Genomic DNA, 15,942 nt, shown 5'->3' on the forward strand with positions numbered 1-15,942 from the left:
CAGAGTGATGGATAAAAGCTATATTGCCATTGATTGGGGTTCCACCAACTTACGTGCCTGGCTCTATTTACATGGTCAATGTGTGGATACATTGCGTTCCGAAGCGGGGGTCACTCGCTTTAACGGGCAAAGTGCGCAGCAAGTGTTCCAGCAAGTGATCGCACCTTGGCGGGACCAGCAACAACAGCATAATCTGCCGGTAGTAATGGCGGGCATGATTGGCAGCAATGCTGGTTGGATCTCAGTGCCCTATCTCTCTTGCCCGACTCACCTGACTCAGGTTTCCCACCAACTCACGGCTGTGGCAGAGGCTGAGCCAGTTCGGGCATGGATCATTCCTGGTTTATGTGTGGATAAACCAGATAACCGCAATGTGATGCGCGGTGAAGAAACTCAGCTGATTGGTGCCTATGCCGAATTGCCGTCATCTGTGTATTTGATGCCCGGCACCCACAGTAAATGGGTGCAAATGCAGGGTGATCAGGTAATGGATTTTCGCACCATGATGACCGGCGAGTTACACCATCTTCTGTTAAATAATTCTTTGGTGGGGGCTGGCTTAGCTGAGCAATTACCTGATAGTGCCACGTTCACCCAAGGGTTAGCACAAGGCTTTAACGACAGCAATATCATGCGTTGTCTGTTTGAAACCCGAGCCGCTCATGTATTGGGTCGATTGAAACGAAGCTCGGTTAGCGAATGGCTATCGGGTCTGCTGATTGGCAATGAAGTGGCACAAATGCAGCAGCAGTATCCACTGGCTGCCGGCGAACGCATTACGGTGATTGGCAATCCCAAACTGGTCGCACGTTATACCCAGGCATTAGAAATGGCGGCAATGCCTTATCAGGTGCTGGATGGCGACCATGCTTTTCAATCTGGAATCAGGAGTATCGTGAATGAAATGGAATACTAATGTGCCATTGATTGGCATATTGCGAGGTATCACGCCCACCGAAGTCCACGACCATGTGGCGGCGTTGCTGAATGCTGGGTTTGATGCAGTGGAAATCCCACTGAATTCCCCACAATGGGAAGTCAGTATTTCCCAGGCAGTGGCGGAATTCGGACATCGCGCATTAATTGGTGCGGGTACGGTATTAAAACCAGAGCAATTAGAGGTATTGGCTGGCATGGGGAGTAAATTGGTGGTCACGCCAAATACCCAACCCGCCGTCATTCGCCGGGCTGTTGAGTTAGGTATGACGGTCTGCGCAGGGTGCGCCACCGCTTCAGAAGCTTTCACCGCCATAGATGCCGGTGCACACGCATTGAAGATTTTCCCTTCGGTCTCTTTTGGCCCCGACTACATCAAAGCATTGAAAGCCGTATTGCCACCAGAGGTTCCGGTATTTGCCGTCGGCGGGATCACGCCAGAGAATCTACATATTTATTTAGCGGCGGGTTGTGCGGGTGCCGGTCTGGGCGGTGATCTTTATCGCGCCGGTCAATCGGTATCCCAGACGGCGCAACAGGCGGCTGCATTTATTCAAGCCTATAAGGATGCCACAAAATGAAAATTACCAAGCTAACCACTTATCGATTACCCCCGCGTTGGATGTTTTTGAAAATCGAAACTGATGAAGGCATTGTTGGTTGGGGTGAACCAGTGATTGAAGGACGCGCTCGTAGCGTTGAGGCCGCCGTACATGAGTTATCCGAATATGTTATTGGGCAAGATCCGGCTCGTATCAATGATATCTGGCAAACTTTGTATCGCGGTAGTTTCTATCGTGGTGGCCCGATCCTAATGAGTGCCATTGCCGGTATTGATCAGGCGCTGTGGGATATTAAAGGTAAAGCATTGGGTGTGCCGGTTTATCAATTATTAGGTGGTTTAGTTCGCGATAAAATCAAAGCTTACAGCTGGGTTGGCGGTGATCGCCCGTCTGATGTGATTAGTGGTATTAATAAACTAACTGAAATTGGTTTTGATACCTTTAAGCTTAACGGCTGCGAAGAAATGGGGCTTATTGATAACGCGCGCAAAGTTGATGCCGCCGTCGAGGTAGTGGCACAAATTCGGGAAGCGTTTGGTAATAGCATTGAATTCGGTTTGGATTTTCATGGTCGGGTTAATGCACCGATGGCAAAAATCCTAATTAAAGAATTGGAACCTTACCGACCTCTGTTTATTGAGGAACCGGTCTTGGCGGAACAAGCAGAATATTACCCACGGCTGGCAGCGCAAACCCATATCCCGATTGCCGCAGGTGAGCGTATGTTCTCCCGCTTTGAGTTTAAGCGAGTATTAGCTGATGGTGGATTAGCCATTATTCAGCCCGATCTTTCTCATGCTGGTGGCCTGACTGAATGCTTTAAAATAGCCGCAATGGCAGAGTCTTACGATGTTGCGTTGGCACCTCATTGTCCATTAGGGCCAATTGCATTGGCATCTTGTTTACATCTTGATTTTGTCGCCCGCAATGCAGTATTGCAGGAACAAAGCATGGGGATTCATTACAACCAAGGTGCTGAATTATTAGATTACGTCATTAATAAAGACGACTTCAAAATGACTGACGGCCATTTCTATCCGCTGAATAAACCCGGCCTAGGGGTGGAAATTAATGAAGAGTTAGTGATTGAACGCAGTAAAAATGCTCCTGACTGGCGTAACCCGGTATGGCGTTATCCTGACGGTGCTGTGGCTGAATGGTAATTACCACTTTATTATCTAGCAAGATAATTGAAGGAATACCCCTACTTAATAAATATAATTTATATAAATAGTTTAAAAATGCTATCCCACTCCTGCTAAATAACGCGGGTCGAAGAATAGTGAAATTATTAAATAACGATTTTTTGCGAACCTACCCGCAGGGGCACCCTTGCGCCTAAAAGTCGGTAATGCGACAGTATTACCAATATAAAGGCAGGGTGCTCCGGCGGATATTAATCCGAATAATAATGGGATCATTACCATGGAAATGACCTTATCTACTGCCCCGAGTAAAAGGCGTTATCTGACACTGTTTATGATATTTGTGACAGTCGTCATTTGTTATGTTGATAGAGCAAACCTTGCTGTCGCATCGGCCCATATTCAAGAAGAGTTTGGTATTACTAAAACTCAGATGGGTTACATTTTCTCGGCTTTCGCCTGGACTTATACGATATGCCAAATCCCCGGCGGCTGGTTCCTTGATCGTGTCGGCTCTAAAATGACCTATTTTATTGCCATTATGGGCTGGTCAGTGGCAACACTATTACAAGGTTTTGCTAACGGGCTAGGGACACTTATTGGCCTGCGAGCCATTACCGGTTTATTTGAAGCTCCGGCTTTCCCGACCAATAACCGTATTGTAACCAGTTGGTTCCCGGAAAGAGAGCGGGCCTCTGCTGTGGGTTTTTATACCTCAGGTCAGTTTGTTGGTTTGGCTTTCTTAACGCCATTACTTATTTGGGTACAGGAAGTATTAAGCTGGCATTGGGTATTTATTATCACGGGTGGTATCGGCATTATATGGGCACTGATTTGGCATTTTGTTTATCAGCCGCCGCGTAAATCCAAAGGTATTAATCAAGCAGAACTCGATTATATCCAGTCCGGTGGTGGAATTGTTGATGGTGATGCTGCGACCGAGAAAAAAGCACGTACTCCTATCACTGCTGCTGAGTGGAAACTGGTATTTAATCGTAAATTGGTTGGGGTGTATATCGGGCAATTTGCCATTACCTCAACCCTGTGGTTCTTCCTGACCTGGTTCCCAAACTATCTCACCCAGGAAAAGCACATCAGCGCCTTAACTGCTGGTTTCATGACGACAGTCCCCTTTTTAGCTGCGTTCTTCGGGGTGTTACTATCCGGCTTAGTGGCTGACCGTATGGTGCGCAAAGGGAAGTCCATTGGCTTTGCCCGCAAGACGCCAATTATTTGTGGTTTATTACTCTCTACTTGCATCATGGGTGCTAATTACACCAACGATCCCTTCTGGATTATGGTCTTGATGGGGCTGGCATTCTTTGGCAATGGTTTTGCTTCCATTACCTGGTCACTGGTGTCTTCATTGGCTCCAGTAAGATTGATTGGTTTAACCGGCGGCGTATTTAACTTTGTCGGTGGATTGGGCGGCATCACGGTACCATTGGTCGTAGGTTATCTGGCGCAGGACTATGGTTTTGCACCGTCGTTAACTTACATTGCTGCGGTGGCATTGATTGGCGCGCTCTCTTATATCTTCTTGGTCGGGGATGTTGAGCGGGTAGGATAATCTCGAGTCTGCATGCCGTAGATGACAGCGGCATGCAGCGGATGGGTTGGTGATATAATTTAGCTAAATTATTTGGCTTGTTGCATCACCGGAGACCGGATGACCAATCAGAAAGAGATTTTCTTTCACCAACAGCAGCTCACCTTTGCTCCCAGAGGTCATCAGCTCACTAACATCAATGTCTGGACGCCGGACAGTCAATGGCTGGCATATGATGTGCGGCCCAATGGCAGTACATTTAGTGGGTTAACCATTGAGCGGGTTAATTGTATAACCCGTGAGATTGAAGTTATCTATCGTGCTCAGCATGGTGCCCATGTTGGTGTGGTGACGGTGAGCCCTGACGAGCCTGCGCGCTATGTATTTATCCACGGCCCCGAACATCCGGATAGCCACTGGCATTATGATTTTCATCACCGCCGTGGTGTGATTGTCACTGAACCGGACAGGGAACTGGCGGTAACACTGGATGCTATGGATATCAGCGCACCTTATACTGCCGGAGCATTACGCGGCGGCAGCCATGTACATGTTTTCAGCCCCGATGGCAGCCGCTTAAGCTTCACCTATAACGACCATGTATTACATGAGCGAGATCCAGCTCTGGATTGCCGCAATGTTGGCGTGGCCGTGCCTTTGCATGGTGTTAATCCTCCCAAACAACATCCTCGTGAATATGATGGCAGTCATTTCTGTGTGTTAGTCACTCGCACTACACCTACGCCACAGGCGGGCAGTGACCAGATAAACCGTGCTTATGAAGAGGGATGGGTGGGAACCCAGGGTTATGTGAAAGCAGATGGCAGCCGCCAGCGTTGGGCGTTGGCATTTATTGGCGATACACTTTCGGCTCAGGGCGAGAAAATCCCGGAAATCTATCTTGTTGATTTACCTGAGCATGATAGGGATTATGCCCGAGCTGGCGCGCAACCTCTGGAGGGGACGAAAACCACTTTACCAGGCCCACCTATCGGGGTCAGTCAGCGGCGAATAACCTTTACTGCCGAGCGGCGCTTCCCCGGCCTTGCCACTAGCCCACGTCACTGGCTGCGCGCATCACCCGACGGCAGTGCCATTGCTTGTCTGATGAAAGATGATAGCGGCATAGTGCAGATGTGGTTGGTTTCACCCAATGGGGGGGAACCACGGCAGCTAACATTTACTGAGCAGGGGATTCAATCGGCTTTTAGTTGGCATCCACAAGGTCATTGTTTGGCATTTGTTAGTGATAACACGGTGATGCTGTGTGATAGCACAACCGGGCAATTACAGCGGTTAACTGCGCGAAGTGCTGTGGCACCATTGGCGGATGCAGTGGTATTTTCACCGGATGGAACTCAAATTGCATTCATGCGGGAAATAGACGGATTTACTCAAATCTTTACCGTAAATGTGCCTGAGTGAGCAGCTAGCGCTTTTACACCGGTAAGAGCGCTGCGAATTTAACTGAGAAGGGCATGGGTTATTGTGGTGGAGCCGTTGCCGTCTGATTTTCAGCTTCAGATTGGCGAACGCGCTCACGCGGTGAATTGGCCATTTTGTCGTCACTGTCAGACCGCAAATAATCATACGGCAACAGCAAGGTATCCATCACCGCAGAGAAAGGCAGGTCTACCGCCAGCAGAGGGCGCAGAGCCCAGCCGGTATTGTCATCTTTAAGCATAGCCACATTAGCTTCAGTACCCGAGTAATAACCCTGGCTGCTGCTGGTGTGCGTCATAATACTGGAGCACCCGCTGGATAAAAGCAGCGAGCAGCCGGTAACAAAAGGGATAACTGTATTTTTCATTATTTTATTCAGCTCTCATCATACCGGTTGATTTTCACGCGATTGGGCCAATATTGATAAACAGGTTACACAGGTTAATACGCCACCAATATCAGGTTTTGACATGGTTTTTTACACTACCTTACAGACAGTTCCTATGGTTAAAGATTCAATCTTGTGGCGTAAATCGTCTTAAGTGTAAGTTATAGCAAAGCATTTATCGAATAATTAGATTAATAAACGTCTGATTGAGATTTTTCCCGCAAAAATTTTTTTGATTTTGCTCTTGAAAAGAAGAAGACCGGTCCCATTTTATTAGTAGGTCAGAGAGAATACGCCGACAGGGTATTCAGACCACGAGCCTGTCCATGGTGGAAGGCTTAATAGAAAATATGATAACACCCTTGCTAATATATTTAGGAGGCAGTTTTATGCGTAATTCCGAGCTTGCACCACTATATCGTTCAGCTATCGGTTTCGACCGGTTGTTCAATCTATTAGAATCCGGCCAGAACCAAAGCAATGGCGGTTATCCTCCCTATAACGTCGAATTAGTCGACGAAAACAACTACCGCATTGCTATCGCGGTGGCAGGCTTTGCAGAGCAGGAACTGGAAATCGTAACACAAGATAACCTGTTGATTGTTCGTGGTTCTCATACCAGTGAGCCGGCACAGAAAACCTATTTATATCAAGGTATCGCTGAACGCAATTTCGAGCGGAAATTCCAGTTGGCGGAGCACATTAAAATCAAAGGTGCCAACTTAGTGAATGGTTTACTGTATATCGATCTTGAGCGGTTAGTACCTGAAAGTTTAAAACCACGTCGTATTGAAATTAAGTAATTTACTTAATAGTGTGAGTTATTTGCATTATTAACACAGAGTTCGGCCTGCCGTAGTCGGGGGCCGACCGGTCGCGAATCGATAGTGAGAAATAATATAACGTCAGTATTTTGCGTTAGGGTTATTTATATCGAAAATTCGTGACTGTTTATTATGTTATGCCTAATAGATTTCAAGATGTGGGAAGACAGTCAACACTCCGCAACTTGAAAGATAACGGCAATATCTCGCTTCAAAGAAGGAGTTATATATGCGTAATTATGATTTGTCACCTTTGCTTCGTCAGTGGATTGGTTTTGATAAATTAGCTAGCTCAATGCAAGGCGGTCAGGATTCTCAGGGGTTCCCTCCATACAATATTGAGAAAACTGACGATAACCACTATCGCATCTCATTGGCATTGGCTGGTTTTAAACAGAGCGAACTGGATATTGAAGTTGAAGGCCCGCGTTTGACTGTTCGCGGCAAGCCAACACCAGTGGAAAAACAGGTTGAATACCTGCATCAAGGTCTGGTTCGCAAAGAGTTCTCATTGACCTTTACTCTGGCTGAGCATCTGAATGTCGATAATGCTCAATTTGAAAATGGCCTGCTGCACATTGATCTGTTGCGCCAGGTGCCAGAAGCGCTGCAACCACAGCGCATTAGTATCGGCAGTGCTGCACCTCAAGAGCACCAGGTATTAGAAAACCAGGCTGCAACTGAACAGCAGTAATTATGATGACCGGCACCTCTCACCGGGGTGTCGGTCGGTATTACCCTCTCCTTGTTGTGTCCTTTAGCATCATGCTTTTTATCTGTTATTTTTTTCACCGGAGAGATTCCCCGCTCTCCGGTGCGTTTTGTGGTGCATCCCACATTCAATTGCCCCCCCTTCTGACAGAATCCTTACTAATTGTAAGAATTTAAGGCTGTGTGTGACATGGGTGATATTCCACATGGCCGACCGGTTTTTAAACTTAGGCAAGGAAGTGATTTATGAGTGCTATCGCCCTTACCGTCAGTATGTTGGCGCTAGTCGCCGTATTGGGGTTATGGATCGGTAATTGGAAAGTTTATGGCGTGGGGTTAGGTATCGGCGGGGTGCTCTTTGGCGGCATTATTGTTGGCCATTTTGCACAAACCTATCAGTTGGTTCTCAACGGGGACATGCTGCATTTCATTCAGGAATTTGGTCTGATTCTGTTTGTTTACACTATCGGTATTCAGGTGGGGCCGGGGTTCTTCTCCTCACTGCGGGTATCGGGGCTGCGACTTAACTGCTTTGCTATTTTGATGGTGATTGTTGGCGGGTTAGTGACAGCGATTATCCATAAACTGTTTGCCGTACCGCTGCCCATCATTCTGGGAGTATTCTCAGGGGCGGTCACCAACACCCCGGCACTCGGGGCGGCACAGCAAATCCTCACTGATTTAGGCTCGCCACCACAGCTGGTCAGCCAAATGGGTATGGGCTATGCCATGGCTTACCCATTCGGTATTTGCGGTATTTTGCTGGTGATGTGGCTGATCCGTTTATTCTTTAAAATCAACGTCGATCGTGAAGCGAAAGATTTTGATAGCAGCCACGGGCAAAATCGTGAGTTGCTCCAGACCATGAACGTGGCAGTGCGTAACCCCAACCTACACGGCTTATCAGTACAGGATGTGCCATTGCTTAACAGTGATGAAGTCGTCTGCTCTCGCTTGAAACGAGGTGATTTGCTGATGGTGCCGCTGTCCGCCACGGTGATTGAGCTGGGGGATTATCTGCATTTAGTGGGCCAGCGCGAAGCCTTGGAAAAAGTACGGCTGGTGGTGGGGGAAGAGGTGGATGTCACATTGTCTACCGCTGGCACGGCATTGCAAACAGCTCGCGTGGTCGTGACCAACGAGGCGGTGTTGGGTAAGAAAATCCGTGACCTTAATCTGAAACAGAAATATGACGTGGCTATCACCCGCTTAAACCGTGCCGGTATTGAGCTGGTTGCCAGTAACAGCGCCAGTCTGCAATTCGGTGACATCCTTAATTTGGTGGGACGCCCAGAGGCTATCGAGGCGGTCTCTGCGGTTGTGGGTAACGCACAACAGAAACTGCAACAAGTGCAAATGTTACCGGTTTTCATCGGTGTCGGATTGGGGGTGTTGTTAGGGTCAATACCTCTGTTTATTCCGGGGTTCCCTGCGGCATTGCGTTTAGGCTTGGCTGGTGGCCCGCTAGTGGTGGCTCTCATCCTTGGCCGTATCGGCAGCATCGGGAAGCTGTATTGGTTTATGCCACCGAGCGCCAACCTGGCTTTGCGTGAACTGGGGATTGTGCTGTTCTTGTCGGTGGTCGGGCTGAAGTCTGGCGGTGACTTTATCAATACACTGGTTAATGGCGATGGGCTGGCATGGATTGGCTACGGTGCGATGATAACCGGGATTCCGTTGCTGACGGTGGGGATTCTGGCGCGCATGTTGGTCAAGATGAACTACCTGACCTTGTGTGGCATGCTCGCCGGTTCAATGACTGATCCACCGGCGCTGGCCTTTGCTAATGGTCTGCACCCGACCAGCGGTGCGGCAGCGTTGTCTTATGCCACGGTGTACCCGCTGGCGATGTTCTTACGCATAATGTCGCCGCAGATTTTGGCGGTGCTGTTTTGGACCACTATGTAACTCATGCTCTTCGTACTTGAAGTTGCAGGGGGTTAGCTGCGCTCACTTACCCGAATCACTTACTTGAGTAAGCTCATCGGGATGCGTTAGCTGGCTGCCTACCTGCAACTCCAATTACTTTGAGTATGTTCTGATCATTTCCCAGAAATTACTTCGCTTCCTGAAACGCCAGCTCAATCTCTTCAGCCAGAATCGCCACGCCTTTTTCTATTTGCTCGGGTTCCGGCACATAGTTCATCCGCATACATTGATGGGTATGTGGCCAGTCATATCCCAGACCGGGGAAGAAGTAGTGGCCTGGCACCATCAACACGCCGCGTTTTTTCAGGCGCTGATAGAGCAGTTCAGTGCTAATGGGCAAATCTTTAAACCATAACCACAGGAAGATGGCCCCCTCTGGCTTGTGGATCAGGCAACGCTCCGGCGGCAGATATTTGCGTAAAATGGCGATAGTCTGCTGTACTCGTTCAAAATAGAACGGCCGGATAACCTCGTTAGATAGACGTAATAAATCACCACGCTCAATCATTTCGGCGGCGATAGCTGGCCCCATACTGCCCGGCGACAAACTAATAATACCGTTCATATTGGTGATGGCTGAAATCACTTTTTCATCGGCTATCACAATCCCGCAGCGCGAGCCCGGTAGGCCAAGTTTCGACAAACTCATGCACAGGATAATATTCGGGTTCCACAGCGGAGTTGCATCGGTGAAGATGATACCGGGGAAAGGCACACCATAAGCGTTATCAATCAATAGCGGAATATCTCGCTGTTGAGCAATAGCATCAAGGCGGATTAACTCTTCGTCAGTAATGACATTACCGGTCGGGTTGGTCGGCCGGGAAACGCAGATCAGACCAATATCGTCGGTAATATTGAGGTGCTCAAAATCGACGTGATATTTGAATTGGCCTTCCGGCAGCAACTCAATATTAGGTTTGGCAGAGACAAATAAATCCTCATCCAGACCTGCATCGGCGTAACCGAGATACTCTGGAGCCAGTGGGAACAATACCCGACGGCGGCTACCATCTGCATAGCGACCAGCGAATAAATTAAATAAGTAGAAAAATGCACTTTGACTGCCATTTGTCAGTGCAATGTTCTGTGGCTCAATTTGCCAACCCAGCTCATCACGCAGCATTTTTGCCAGCGCTTTTAGCAGCAAATCTTTGCCCTGCGGCCCGTCATAATTGCACAACGCCTCGGTCAACTGCCCGCGCTCCAGCATCTCCTGACACAGTTGTTGGAAGTAAGCATCCATCTCTGGGATATGTGCCGGATTACCGCCGCCGAGCATGATAGAACCGGGGGTTCTCAGGCCGTCATTGAGGTCGTCCATCAGTCTGGTAATGCCCGCGTAGCGGGTAAATTTGTCGCCGAAAAGTGAAAACTTCATAGATGAAAATTTATTGTTATCCGTAAGTGAACAAGTACCATACTCGCAGATAAAAGCGGGTGCAATGCGGAAAGATTTCTTCCCGCCGCGTAAAAATATCGGCAGGAAGAGTTATTACGGAATAATACACTAGATTACTCTTTTTTGTCTCCGACCCAAACGACCAACACTTTATCGCCCTGATGTTGACGACTAAAGGCATAGTAATCAGCAGTTTGTTGAGATTGTTGCACTCCAGCCCCAATGGCGGGATGACGAGCTCGGAACTGGCTGACTTTTTGCCAATGTGCCAATAACTCGCCTTTGGCGCCTGACAGCTCATTCCAGTTCATATCTGAACGCGTACCTTGCAATGGGTCTGAGCCGGTCGGGCCAAATTCTCGCCCACTTTCATCACCATAGAAGATTTGCACGGCTCCCGGAGCCAATAGCAGCAGATCACCCGCTCGCTGCTGCTTCACTAAAGACTCTTGTGCATCATCTTTAAAAAACAGCCGAGTGTCATGAGATGAAATGTAGCTCAACACATTGAAACCTTGCAGTTTATCTGCCATTTGCTGATAAGTGCCGTCAATGGATGAGAAGCATTTTAGCGCCTGTTTTGCTTGATCCTGAAAATCAAAGTTAATCATGGCATCGAAGCCATTTTGGTAGTAATCACTCTTCATTACCCCATGGCCCCAAGCCTCTCCGGTCATCCAGAACGGTAAGTTATCCAGTGCCTGATCAGGGTGAGCGGCTTTCCAGGCGGCCAGTGCGGCGGTGGATTGCTGCTTAAGTTGTTGCCAGGCGGGTTTCTCGACATGTTTGGCGGTATCAACCCGAAAACCGTCAATACCATAATCGCGAACCCATTGACTTAACCACTGTGTGAGGTAATCACGCGGTGTCGCGCCGGGGATCTCCCGTGCCGCAGTATCCGGCTTATTGCGATAAAACACCGGCAATCCACTGGGTTGGGTTGATTCTGTTTTAATGTCAGGCAGGAAAGCCAGTGACATGGTCAGATCGTCATAACCGGGAGCGTCATAATCGCCAATATCGGTGCGGATCCACTTCTTGCCCCACCAGTTGTCCCATGCTGCTTTATCACCAAAATTAATATAATCATTGAAACTATGCCAAGTCTGCCCTTTGCCCGGCGTCCAGTCGGTCCAGTTTTTACCCAGTGTTTTTTCTAATTGATCGCCCTGTAGATAAAGTGCGCCAAACTGATCACTCTGCATATCAGCCAGAGTGGCGTATCCGACATGATTCATTACGACATCAAATAGAATGCGGATACCGCGTTTATGGGCCTGTTCAACCAGCTTATGCAGATCTTGCTCGGTGCCCATATTGGCATCCAGGCGCGTCCAATCCAGCCCGTAATAGCCGTGGTAAGCATAATGGGGGAAATCACCTTTGGTGCCGCCGCCCACCCAGCCGTGAATTTGCTCCAGCGGCGAGCTTATCCACAGCGCATTGACGCCAAGCTGTTGCAGATAATCAAGTTTTTCAGTCAGACCGGCGAGATCACCACCATGGAAAGTGCCGATTTCTTGCATTCCATCACCATGGCGGCCATAGCTGTGGTCATTCGCCGGGTTACCATTTTTGAAGCGATCAGTCAGTGCGAAATAGACCGTGGCATTCTGCCAACTGAATGGGGCCGCTTGCTGGGTTTGCGCTGATTCCAGCATCAGTAAGCCACCACTCTCCGGGTTGGGTTGGAGCGTGATTTTACCGAGGGAAACTTTGGTTATTTGGCCGGAATAGAAATCCCGCACCATTTCACCTTCAGCGAAGGTTTTGCTCACATCAATCGTCACGGGTTTGCCATCCCAGCGCTGACAACTGTGTGTCACGACACTGACGGCTTCGGCGACCGGCTCTTTGATATTTAAGGTGAGTGTTGGGGTGCCGCTGCGAGTATCAATCCGCGCCTGATATTGCCCATCACGAAACAGTCGCCATTGAATGTCGGCCTGATTCTGACAAGGTTGTAGTGAAAATGTCTGATTCAGTTTCACGGGGCCGGTGGGCTGCCAGCACTGTTTACCTTGATAAAACTTGAGGGGATATTCACCTTTAGTGAGGGCGCTGCTGCTAACAAAAACCCCGCTGTCTTGCTCGGTAAATGCCGGGAAATGCTGTAGTGACCAGCTCGCCATGGCTGCTGGTGGTATCAGGAGTAGCAAAGGGAGCCCAAAATATTTCATGGCGCATCTTCCTTGGGTCTGAGAACAGATAAAGTTTTATCAGTAGCAGTGTGCCGATTGGCGAATAAATAGCCTCCTCCCTGAGCAATTTTTGCAGGGAGGAGGTGGGTGGAGGAGGAGAATTTGGCCTGTTTGCAGGCCAGTAGGCGGATTTCTTTAGCTTATTGCTTCTTTAACTTATTGTTTCTTTAACACCTGCGGATTGACACAGTTTTCTGTCACCGTGCCGGTCAGTGCCGCAATCAAGTTATCCACGGCGCAAGCGGCCATGTTGTAGCGAGTTTCGGTGGTGGCGGAACCAATATGTGGCACGGCAACCACATTGCGTAACTTGAGTAATGGCGAATCCACCGGCAGTGGTTCTTGCTCAAATACATCGAGCCCAGCAGCATGAATGGTGCCATCTTGCAGGGCGGCAATCAGCGCTTGCTCATCCACTACCGGCCCACGGCCTGCATTGATCAGGATGGCGCTGGACTTCATTTTAGCCAGTTGCTCGCGGCTAATCATATGATAAGTCTGCTCGGTCATCGGCAAGGTAATGCAGAGGAAATCAACCTCCGCCAGTAACTCATCCAGCGAACAGCGGCGAGCACCAAAGCGCTTTTCAGCTTCTTCATGTGGGCGGCGGCTGGTGTACAACACCGGCATACTAAAACCAAAGTGTGCGCGCTGGGCCAGAGCCATGCCAATACGGCCCATACCAAGGATACCAATCGTTTTGTGATGAACATCAACGCCATACCAGTCATCACCCACACTGTCTTGCCACTCACCGGCTTTCACTCGCTCTGCCAGCTCAACCACGCGACGTGCGCTAGACAACACCAACGCCATCATGGTGTCAGCGACGGTTTCGGTGAGCACTGTAGGGGTGTGCATCAATGCAATCCCTCGTTGATTCAGGGCATCCACATCAAAATTATCATAGCCAACAGAAATGGTTGAGGCCGCGCGTAAGTGTGGCGCTAATTGCAAAAAATCCGAGTCAATCTTGCCGCCAGAACCGATAAGACCCTCAGCCTGTTGCAGAGCAGATAAGAGTTCGGGCTGATTGTCCGGCGTTAAACCATCAAAACTGTTTACGGTAAAATGTTGCGCTAAACGTTGGTGCAGATCGGTGGGAATACTTTTGTACAGTACAATGGAAGGTTTCATCACAAGTTACATCTCCAGATAGGTGAGATCTGAAGCCAGCATAACAGTGATCACCACGGTGTGATCAAGCGCTAATCACCCTCATAATGTTACAGCTAATGAAAGCACCAACTTGCTCTCACAGGTTGGTGCTTTAGTTTTACTGAGTTTTATTGCTCTAATTCGCAGTATTAACCGACAGAGCCTGAGACCGAATCGCCGCGCAACGTAGCGCCGTGATAATCGCCAGTGCTGGTGCAATGGCATACAGAGTGAAGAGCCAGTGCGCCGTATTTTCTGCGCCGGCGACACCCCCGGGTTCATTGAGGCCGGAGAGGTTCGCCACCATACCGGCGATCGCCGCACCCACTGCGGTAGCAAACATCTGCACTGTGGTAATGGAAGCCCCGGCAATATCTTTATCTTCTTCGGCGGCAACTTGCAGAATACGGGTTAGCAGGTGTGGCCAGCCAAAACCAATACCAAAGCCAACCATGGTAAGTGCAATGGCAATCGGTGCCATCTGCTGCCAGCTACCCAGTGAGCTGATTGGCATCAGAATAGACAGCGCCACGATCCCCGCCAGCACAATAATTGGGCCGCTGATAATCGCCCAGCGAATACCTGACTTTTTCCAACCCGCACTCATGACTTCTGAAATCGTCCAGCCTGCCGCCATAGTGGCCGCAATATACCCTGAAATCAGTGGCGACTGACCATGCAGCGTTTGCAGGAAATAGGGGACGAAAATCTCGCAAGTAATGCCGATCGCCAGTAAAGAAACGGTGATATAGAGTGCCGCCAAGGGCGAGTTAAGCCGTAATGCTCCTCTGGGCAGTAACCGCGACGTGGCCCGAGATTCAATGCGTAATAACAGCACCAGCAGCAAGATGGCTAACACCATTCCTACCAAATTCGTCAGGCCGCTACTGGCAATGCTGCTGGCGGAAATGGTCAGTACAATCGCGGTTAATAGCACGAGTTGGGTCACCGGCAAGGCTGAGGTGACGGCGGTGCTGGATCTGCCTGCTGGCAGGATACGCCAAGTAAAAATGGCATAAATCAGGGTGACTGGCAGTAATGTCCAAAAAGCAAAACGCCAGGCGTTCATTTCAGCGAAGATACCGCCAATTGCCGGGCCAATGAGGGTTGCCACACCCCACATCCCCGAAATAAGCGCCATCGCCCTGGGCCATAGTGATTGCGGAAATACCAGATTAATCATGGCATAAGAGAGGGCGAACAGAAAACCGCCCCCCAAACCTTGCACCGTGCGGCCAACTAACATCAATGGCATATTCGGTGCCATGGCGCAGAGAGCACTGCCCAGCATAAAGGTCAGTGAGGCAAATAAATATGCGCTGCGAGCACCGTAACCACTGAGTAATCGAGCTGAAAGTGCTGAACCAAGGATTGAAGCGGTAACGAACAGGGTGGTATTCCAGGCGTACAGATTCAGGCCATTAATCTCTAGCACCACGGAGGGCAAAATGGTGGTGGCGATATAGATATTGATGGCATGTAACACCACACCACCCGATAGGGCTATAGCAAAAGCCGCATTTTTACCGGAGAACAAATCACTCCATCGGCTTGCATCATTCATTATCACGTTTCCATCCTGCCAGAAATCTGGTTATTGAGTTGAGATTGTTGTTACGGTAAAGTTAAACAAGTAAATTCTTGGAATAAGTTAGGCCAGTTACCAACAATAAGTCAAGTATATGCTTGTTAA

The 15,942-nt window shown here is 49.1% G+C and carries 13 protein-coding genes; 8 read left to right on the forward strand and 5 right to left on the reverse strand.

The annotated features are described in order from the left end of the window. Positions 1 to 7 precede the first annotated feature (7 nt). The 5 genes from N0H69_RS00085 (at position 8) to N0H69_RS00105 (ending at position 5,618) form a co-directional block, all read left to right on the forward strand. Entirely contained in the window at positions 8 to 916 is a 909-nt protein-coding gene (locus N0H69_RS00085) for a 2-dehydro-3-deoxygalactonokinase (RefSeq protein ID WP_050151855.1), read from the forward strand. After that, entirely contained in the window at positions 900 to 1,517 is a 618-nt protein-coding gene (locus N0H69_RS00090) for a 2-dehydro-3-deoxy-6-phosphogalactonate aldolase (protein WP_050151857.1), read from the forward strand. Before N0H69_RS00085 ends, N0H69_RS00090 begins: the two co-directional genes overlap by 17 nt. Then, a complete protein-coding gene (gene dgoD / locus N0H69_RS00095; protein ID WP_050109264.1) occupies positions 1,514 to 2,662 on the forward strand; it encodes a galactonate dehydratase in 1,149 nt (382 codons plus the stop codon). The genes N0H69_RS00090 and dgoD overlap by 4 nt, the downstream gene beginning before the upstream one ends. Positions 2,663 to 2,924: 262 nt before the next feature. Next, positions 2,925 to 4,214: an MFS transporter gene (locus N0H69_RS00100; RefSeq protein ID WP_050109263.1), complete on the forward strand. Its 1,290-nt coding sequence runs from the start codon at positions 2,925 to 2,927 to the stop codon at positions 4,212 to 4,214. Between the two features lie 99 nt (positions 4,215 to 4,313). Beyond that, positions 4,314 to 5,618, forward strand: coding sequence for a YidR family protein (locus N0H69_RS00105; RefSeq protein WP_050151859.1), 1,305 nt, complete (start codon positions 4,314 to 4,316; stop codon positions 5,616 to 5,618). A 58-nt stretch (positions 5,619 to 5,676) separates the two neighbouring features. Here the strand turns inward: N0H69_RS00105 and N0H69_RS00110 are convergent, their stop codons facing one another. After that, positions 5,677 to 6,003, reverse strand: a complete 327-nt coding sequence (locus tag N0H69_RS00110) for a YceK/YidQ family lipoprotein (protein WP_050109261.1) — start codon at positions 6,001 to 6,003, stop codon at positions 5,677 to 5,679. Between the two features lie 410 nt (positions 6,004 to 6,413). Between N0H69_RS00110 and ibpA the strand changes: the two genes are divergently transcribed. The 3 genes from ibpA (at position 6,414) to N0H69_RS00125 (ending at position 9,467) form a co-directional block, all read left to right on the forward strand. Next, positions 6,414 to 6,827 (forward strand): small heat shock chaperone IbpA, encoded by a 414-nt coding sequence (gene ibpA / locus N0H69_RS00115; RefSeq protein ID WP_050109260.1) that lies wholly within the window; start codon positions 6,414 to 6,416, stop codon positions 6,825 to 6,827. A 250-nt stretch (positions 6,828 to 7,077) separates the two neighbouring features. Next, on the forward strand, positions 7,078 to 7,542 hold the full coding sequence (gene ibpB, locus N0H69_RS00120) for a small heat shock chaperone IbpB (RefSeq protein ID WP_050109259.1): 465 nt from the start codon (positions 7,078 to 7,080) through the stop codon (positions 7,540 to 7,542). A 263-nt stretch (positions 7,543 to 7,805) separates the two neighbouring features. Then, a complete protein-coding gene (locus tag N0H69_RS00125; protein WP_050109258.1) occupies positions 7,806 to 9,467 on the forward strand; it encodes a putative transporter in 1,662 nt (553 codons plus the stop codon). Between the two features lie 148 nt (positions 9,468 to 9,615). On the opposite strand, the gene N0H69_RS00130 is transcribed toward N0H69_RS00125, so the two are convergent. The 4 genes from N0H69_RS00130 to N0H69_RS00145 form a co-directional block, all read right to left on the reverse strand. Next, positions 9,616 to 10,869 carry a valine--pyruvate transaminase gene (locus tag N0H69_RS00130; RefSeq protein ID WP_050109257.1) on the reverse strand — a complete coding sequence of 418 codons (1,254 nt, stop codon included), beginning with the start codon at positions 10,867 to 10,869 and terminating at the stop codon, positions 9,616 to 9,618. A gap of 134 nt (positions 10,870 to 11,003) precedes the next feature. Continuing rightward, positions 11,004 to 13,070, reverse strand: coding sequence for an alpha-amylase (locus tag N0H69_RS00135; RefSeq protein ID WP_050151861.1), 2,067 nt, complete (start codon positions 13,068 to 13,070; stop codon positions 11,004 to 11,006). Between the two features lie 177 nt (positions 13,071 to 13,247). Next, positions 13,248 to 14,228 carry a glyoxylate/hydroxypyruvate reductase GhrB gene (ghrB, locus tag N0H69_RS00140; protein ID WP_050135196.1) on the reverse strand — a complete coding sequence of 327 codons (981 nt, stop codon included), beginning with the start codon at positions 14,226 to 14,228 and terminating at the stop codon, positions 13,248 to 13,250. 157 nt (positions 14,229 to 14,385) lie between these two features. Next, the gene (locus N0H69_RS00145) at positions 14,386 to 15,813 is read right to left on the reverse strand and encodes an MFS transporter (RefSeq protein WP_050109252.1); all 1,428 of its coding nucleotides are present in this window, start codon (positions 15,811 to 15,813) and stop codon (positions 14,386 to 14,388) included. Between the last annotated feature and the right edge of the window lie 129 nt (positions 15,814 to 15,942).

The sequence above is a fragment of the Yersinia alsatica genome (assembly GCF_025133195.1).
In the GTDB taxonomy this organism is placed as follows: domain Bacteria; phylum Pseudomonadota; class Gammaproteobacteria; order Enterobacterales; family Enterobacteriaceae; genus Yersinia; species Yersinia alsatica.

What these genes read in the sequence shown, in the direction of transcription:
- N0H69_RS00085 (WP_050151855.1), top strand. Translation starts at nt 8, where the DNA reads ATGGATAAAAGCTATATTGCCATTGATTGGGGTTCCACCAACTTACGT.
- N0H69_RS00090 (WP_050151857.1), top strand. Translation starts at nt 900, where the DNA reads ATGAAATGGAATACTAATGTGCCATTGATTGGCATATTGCGAGGTATC.
- dgoD (WP_050109264.1), top strand. Translation starts at nt 1,514, where the DNA reads ATGAAAATTACCAAGCTAACCACTTATCGATTACCCCCGCGTTGGATG.
- N0H69_RS00100 (WP_050109263.1), top strand. Translation starts at nt 2,925, where the DNA reads ATGGAAATGACCTTATCTACTGCCCCGAGTAAAAGGCGTTATCTGACA.
- N0H69_RS00105 (WP_050151859.1), top strand. Translation starts at nt 4,314, where the DNA reads ATGACCAATCAGAAAGAGATTTTCTTTCACCAACAGCAGCTCACCTTT.
- N0H69_RS00110 (WP_050109261.1), bottom strand. Translation starts at nt 6,003, where the DNA reads ATGAAAAATACAGTTATCCCTTTTGTTACCGGCTGCTCGCTGCTTTTA.
- ibpA (WP_050109260.1), top strand. Translation starts at nt 6,414, where the DNA reads ATGCGTAATTCCGAGCTTGCACCACTATATCGTTCAGCTATCGGTTTC.
- ibpB (WP_050109259.1), top strand. Translation starts at nt 7,078, where the DNA reads ATGCGTAATTATGATTTGTCACCTTTGCTTCGTCAGTGGATTGGTTTT.
- N0H69_RS00125 (WP_050109258.1), top strand. Translation starts at nt 7,806, where the DNA reads ATGAGTGCTATCGCCCTTACCGTCAGTATGTTGGCGCTAGTCGCCGTA.
- N0H69_RS00130 (WP_050109257.1), bottom strand. Translation starts at nt 10,869, where the DNA reads ATGAAGTTTTCACTTTTCGGCGACAAATTTACCCGCTACGCGGGCATT.
- N0H69_RS00135 (WP_050151861.1), bottom strand. Translation starts at nt 13,070, where the DNA reads ATGAAATATTTTGGGCTCCCTTTGCTACTCCTGATACCACCAGCAGCC.
- ghrB (WP_050135196.1), bottom strand. Translation starts at nt 14,228, where the DNA reads ATGAAACCTTCCATTGTACTGTACAAAAGTATTCCCACCGATCTGCAC.
- N0H69_RS00145 (WP_050109252.1), bottom strand. Translation starts at nt 15,813, where the DNA reads ATGAATGATGCAAGCCGATGGAGTGATTTGTTCTCCGGTAAAAATGCG.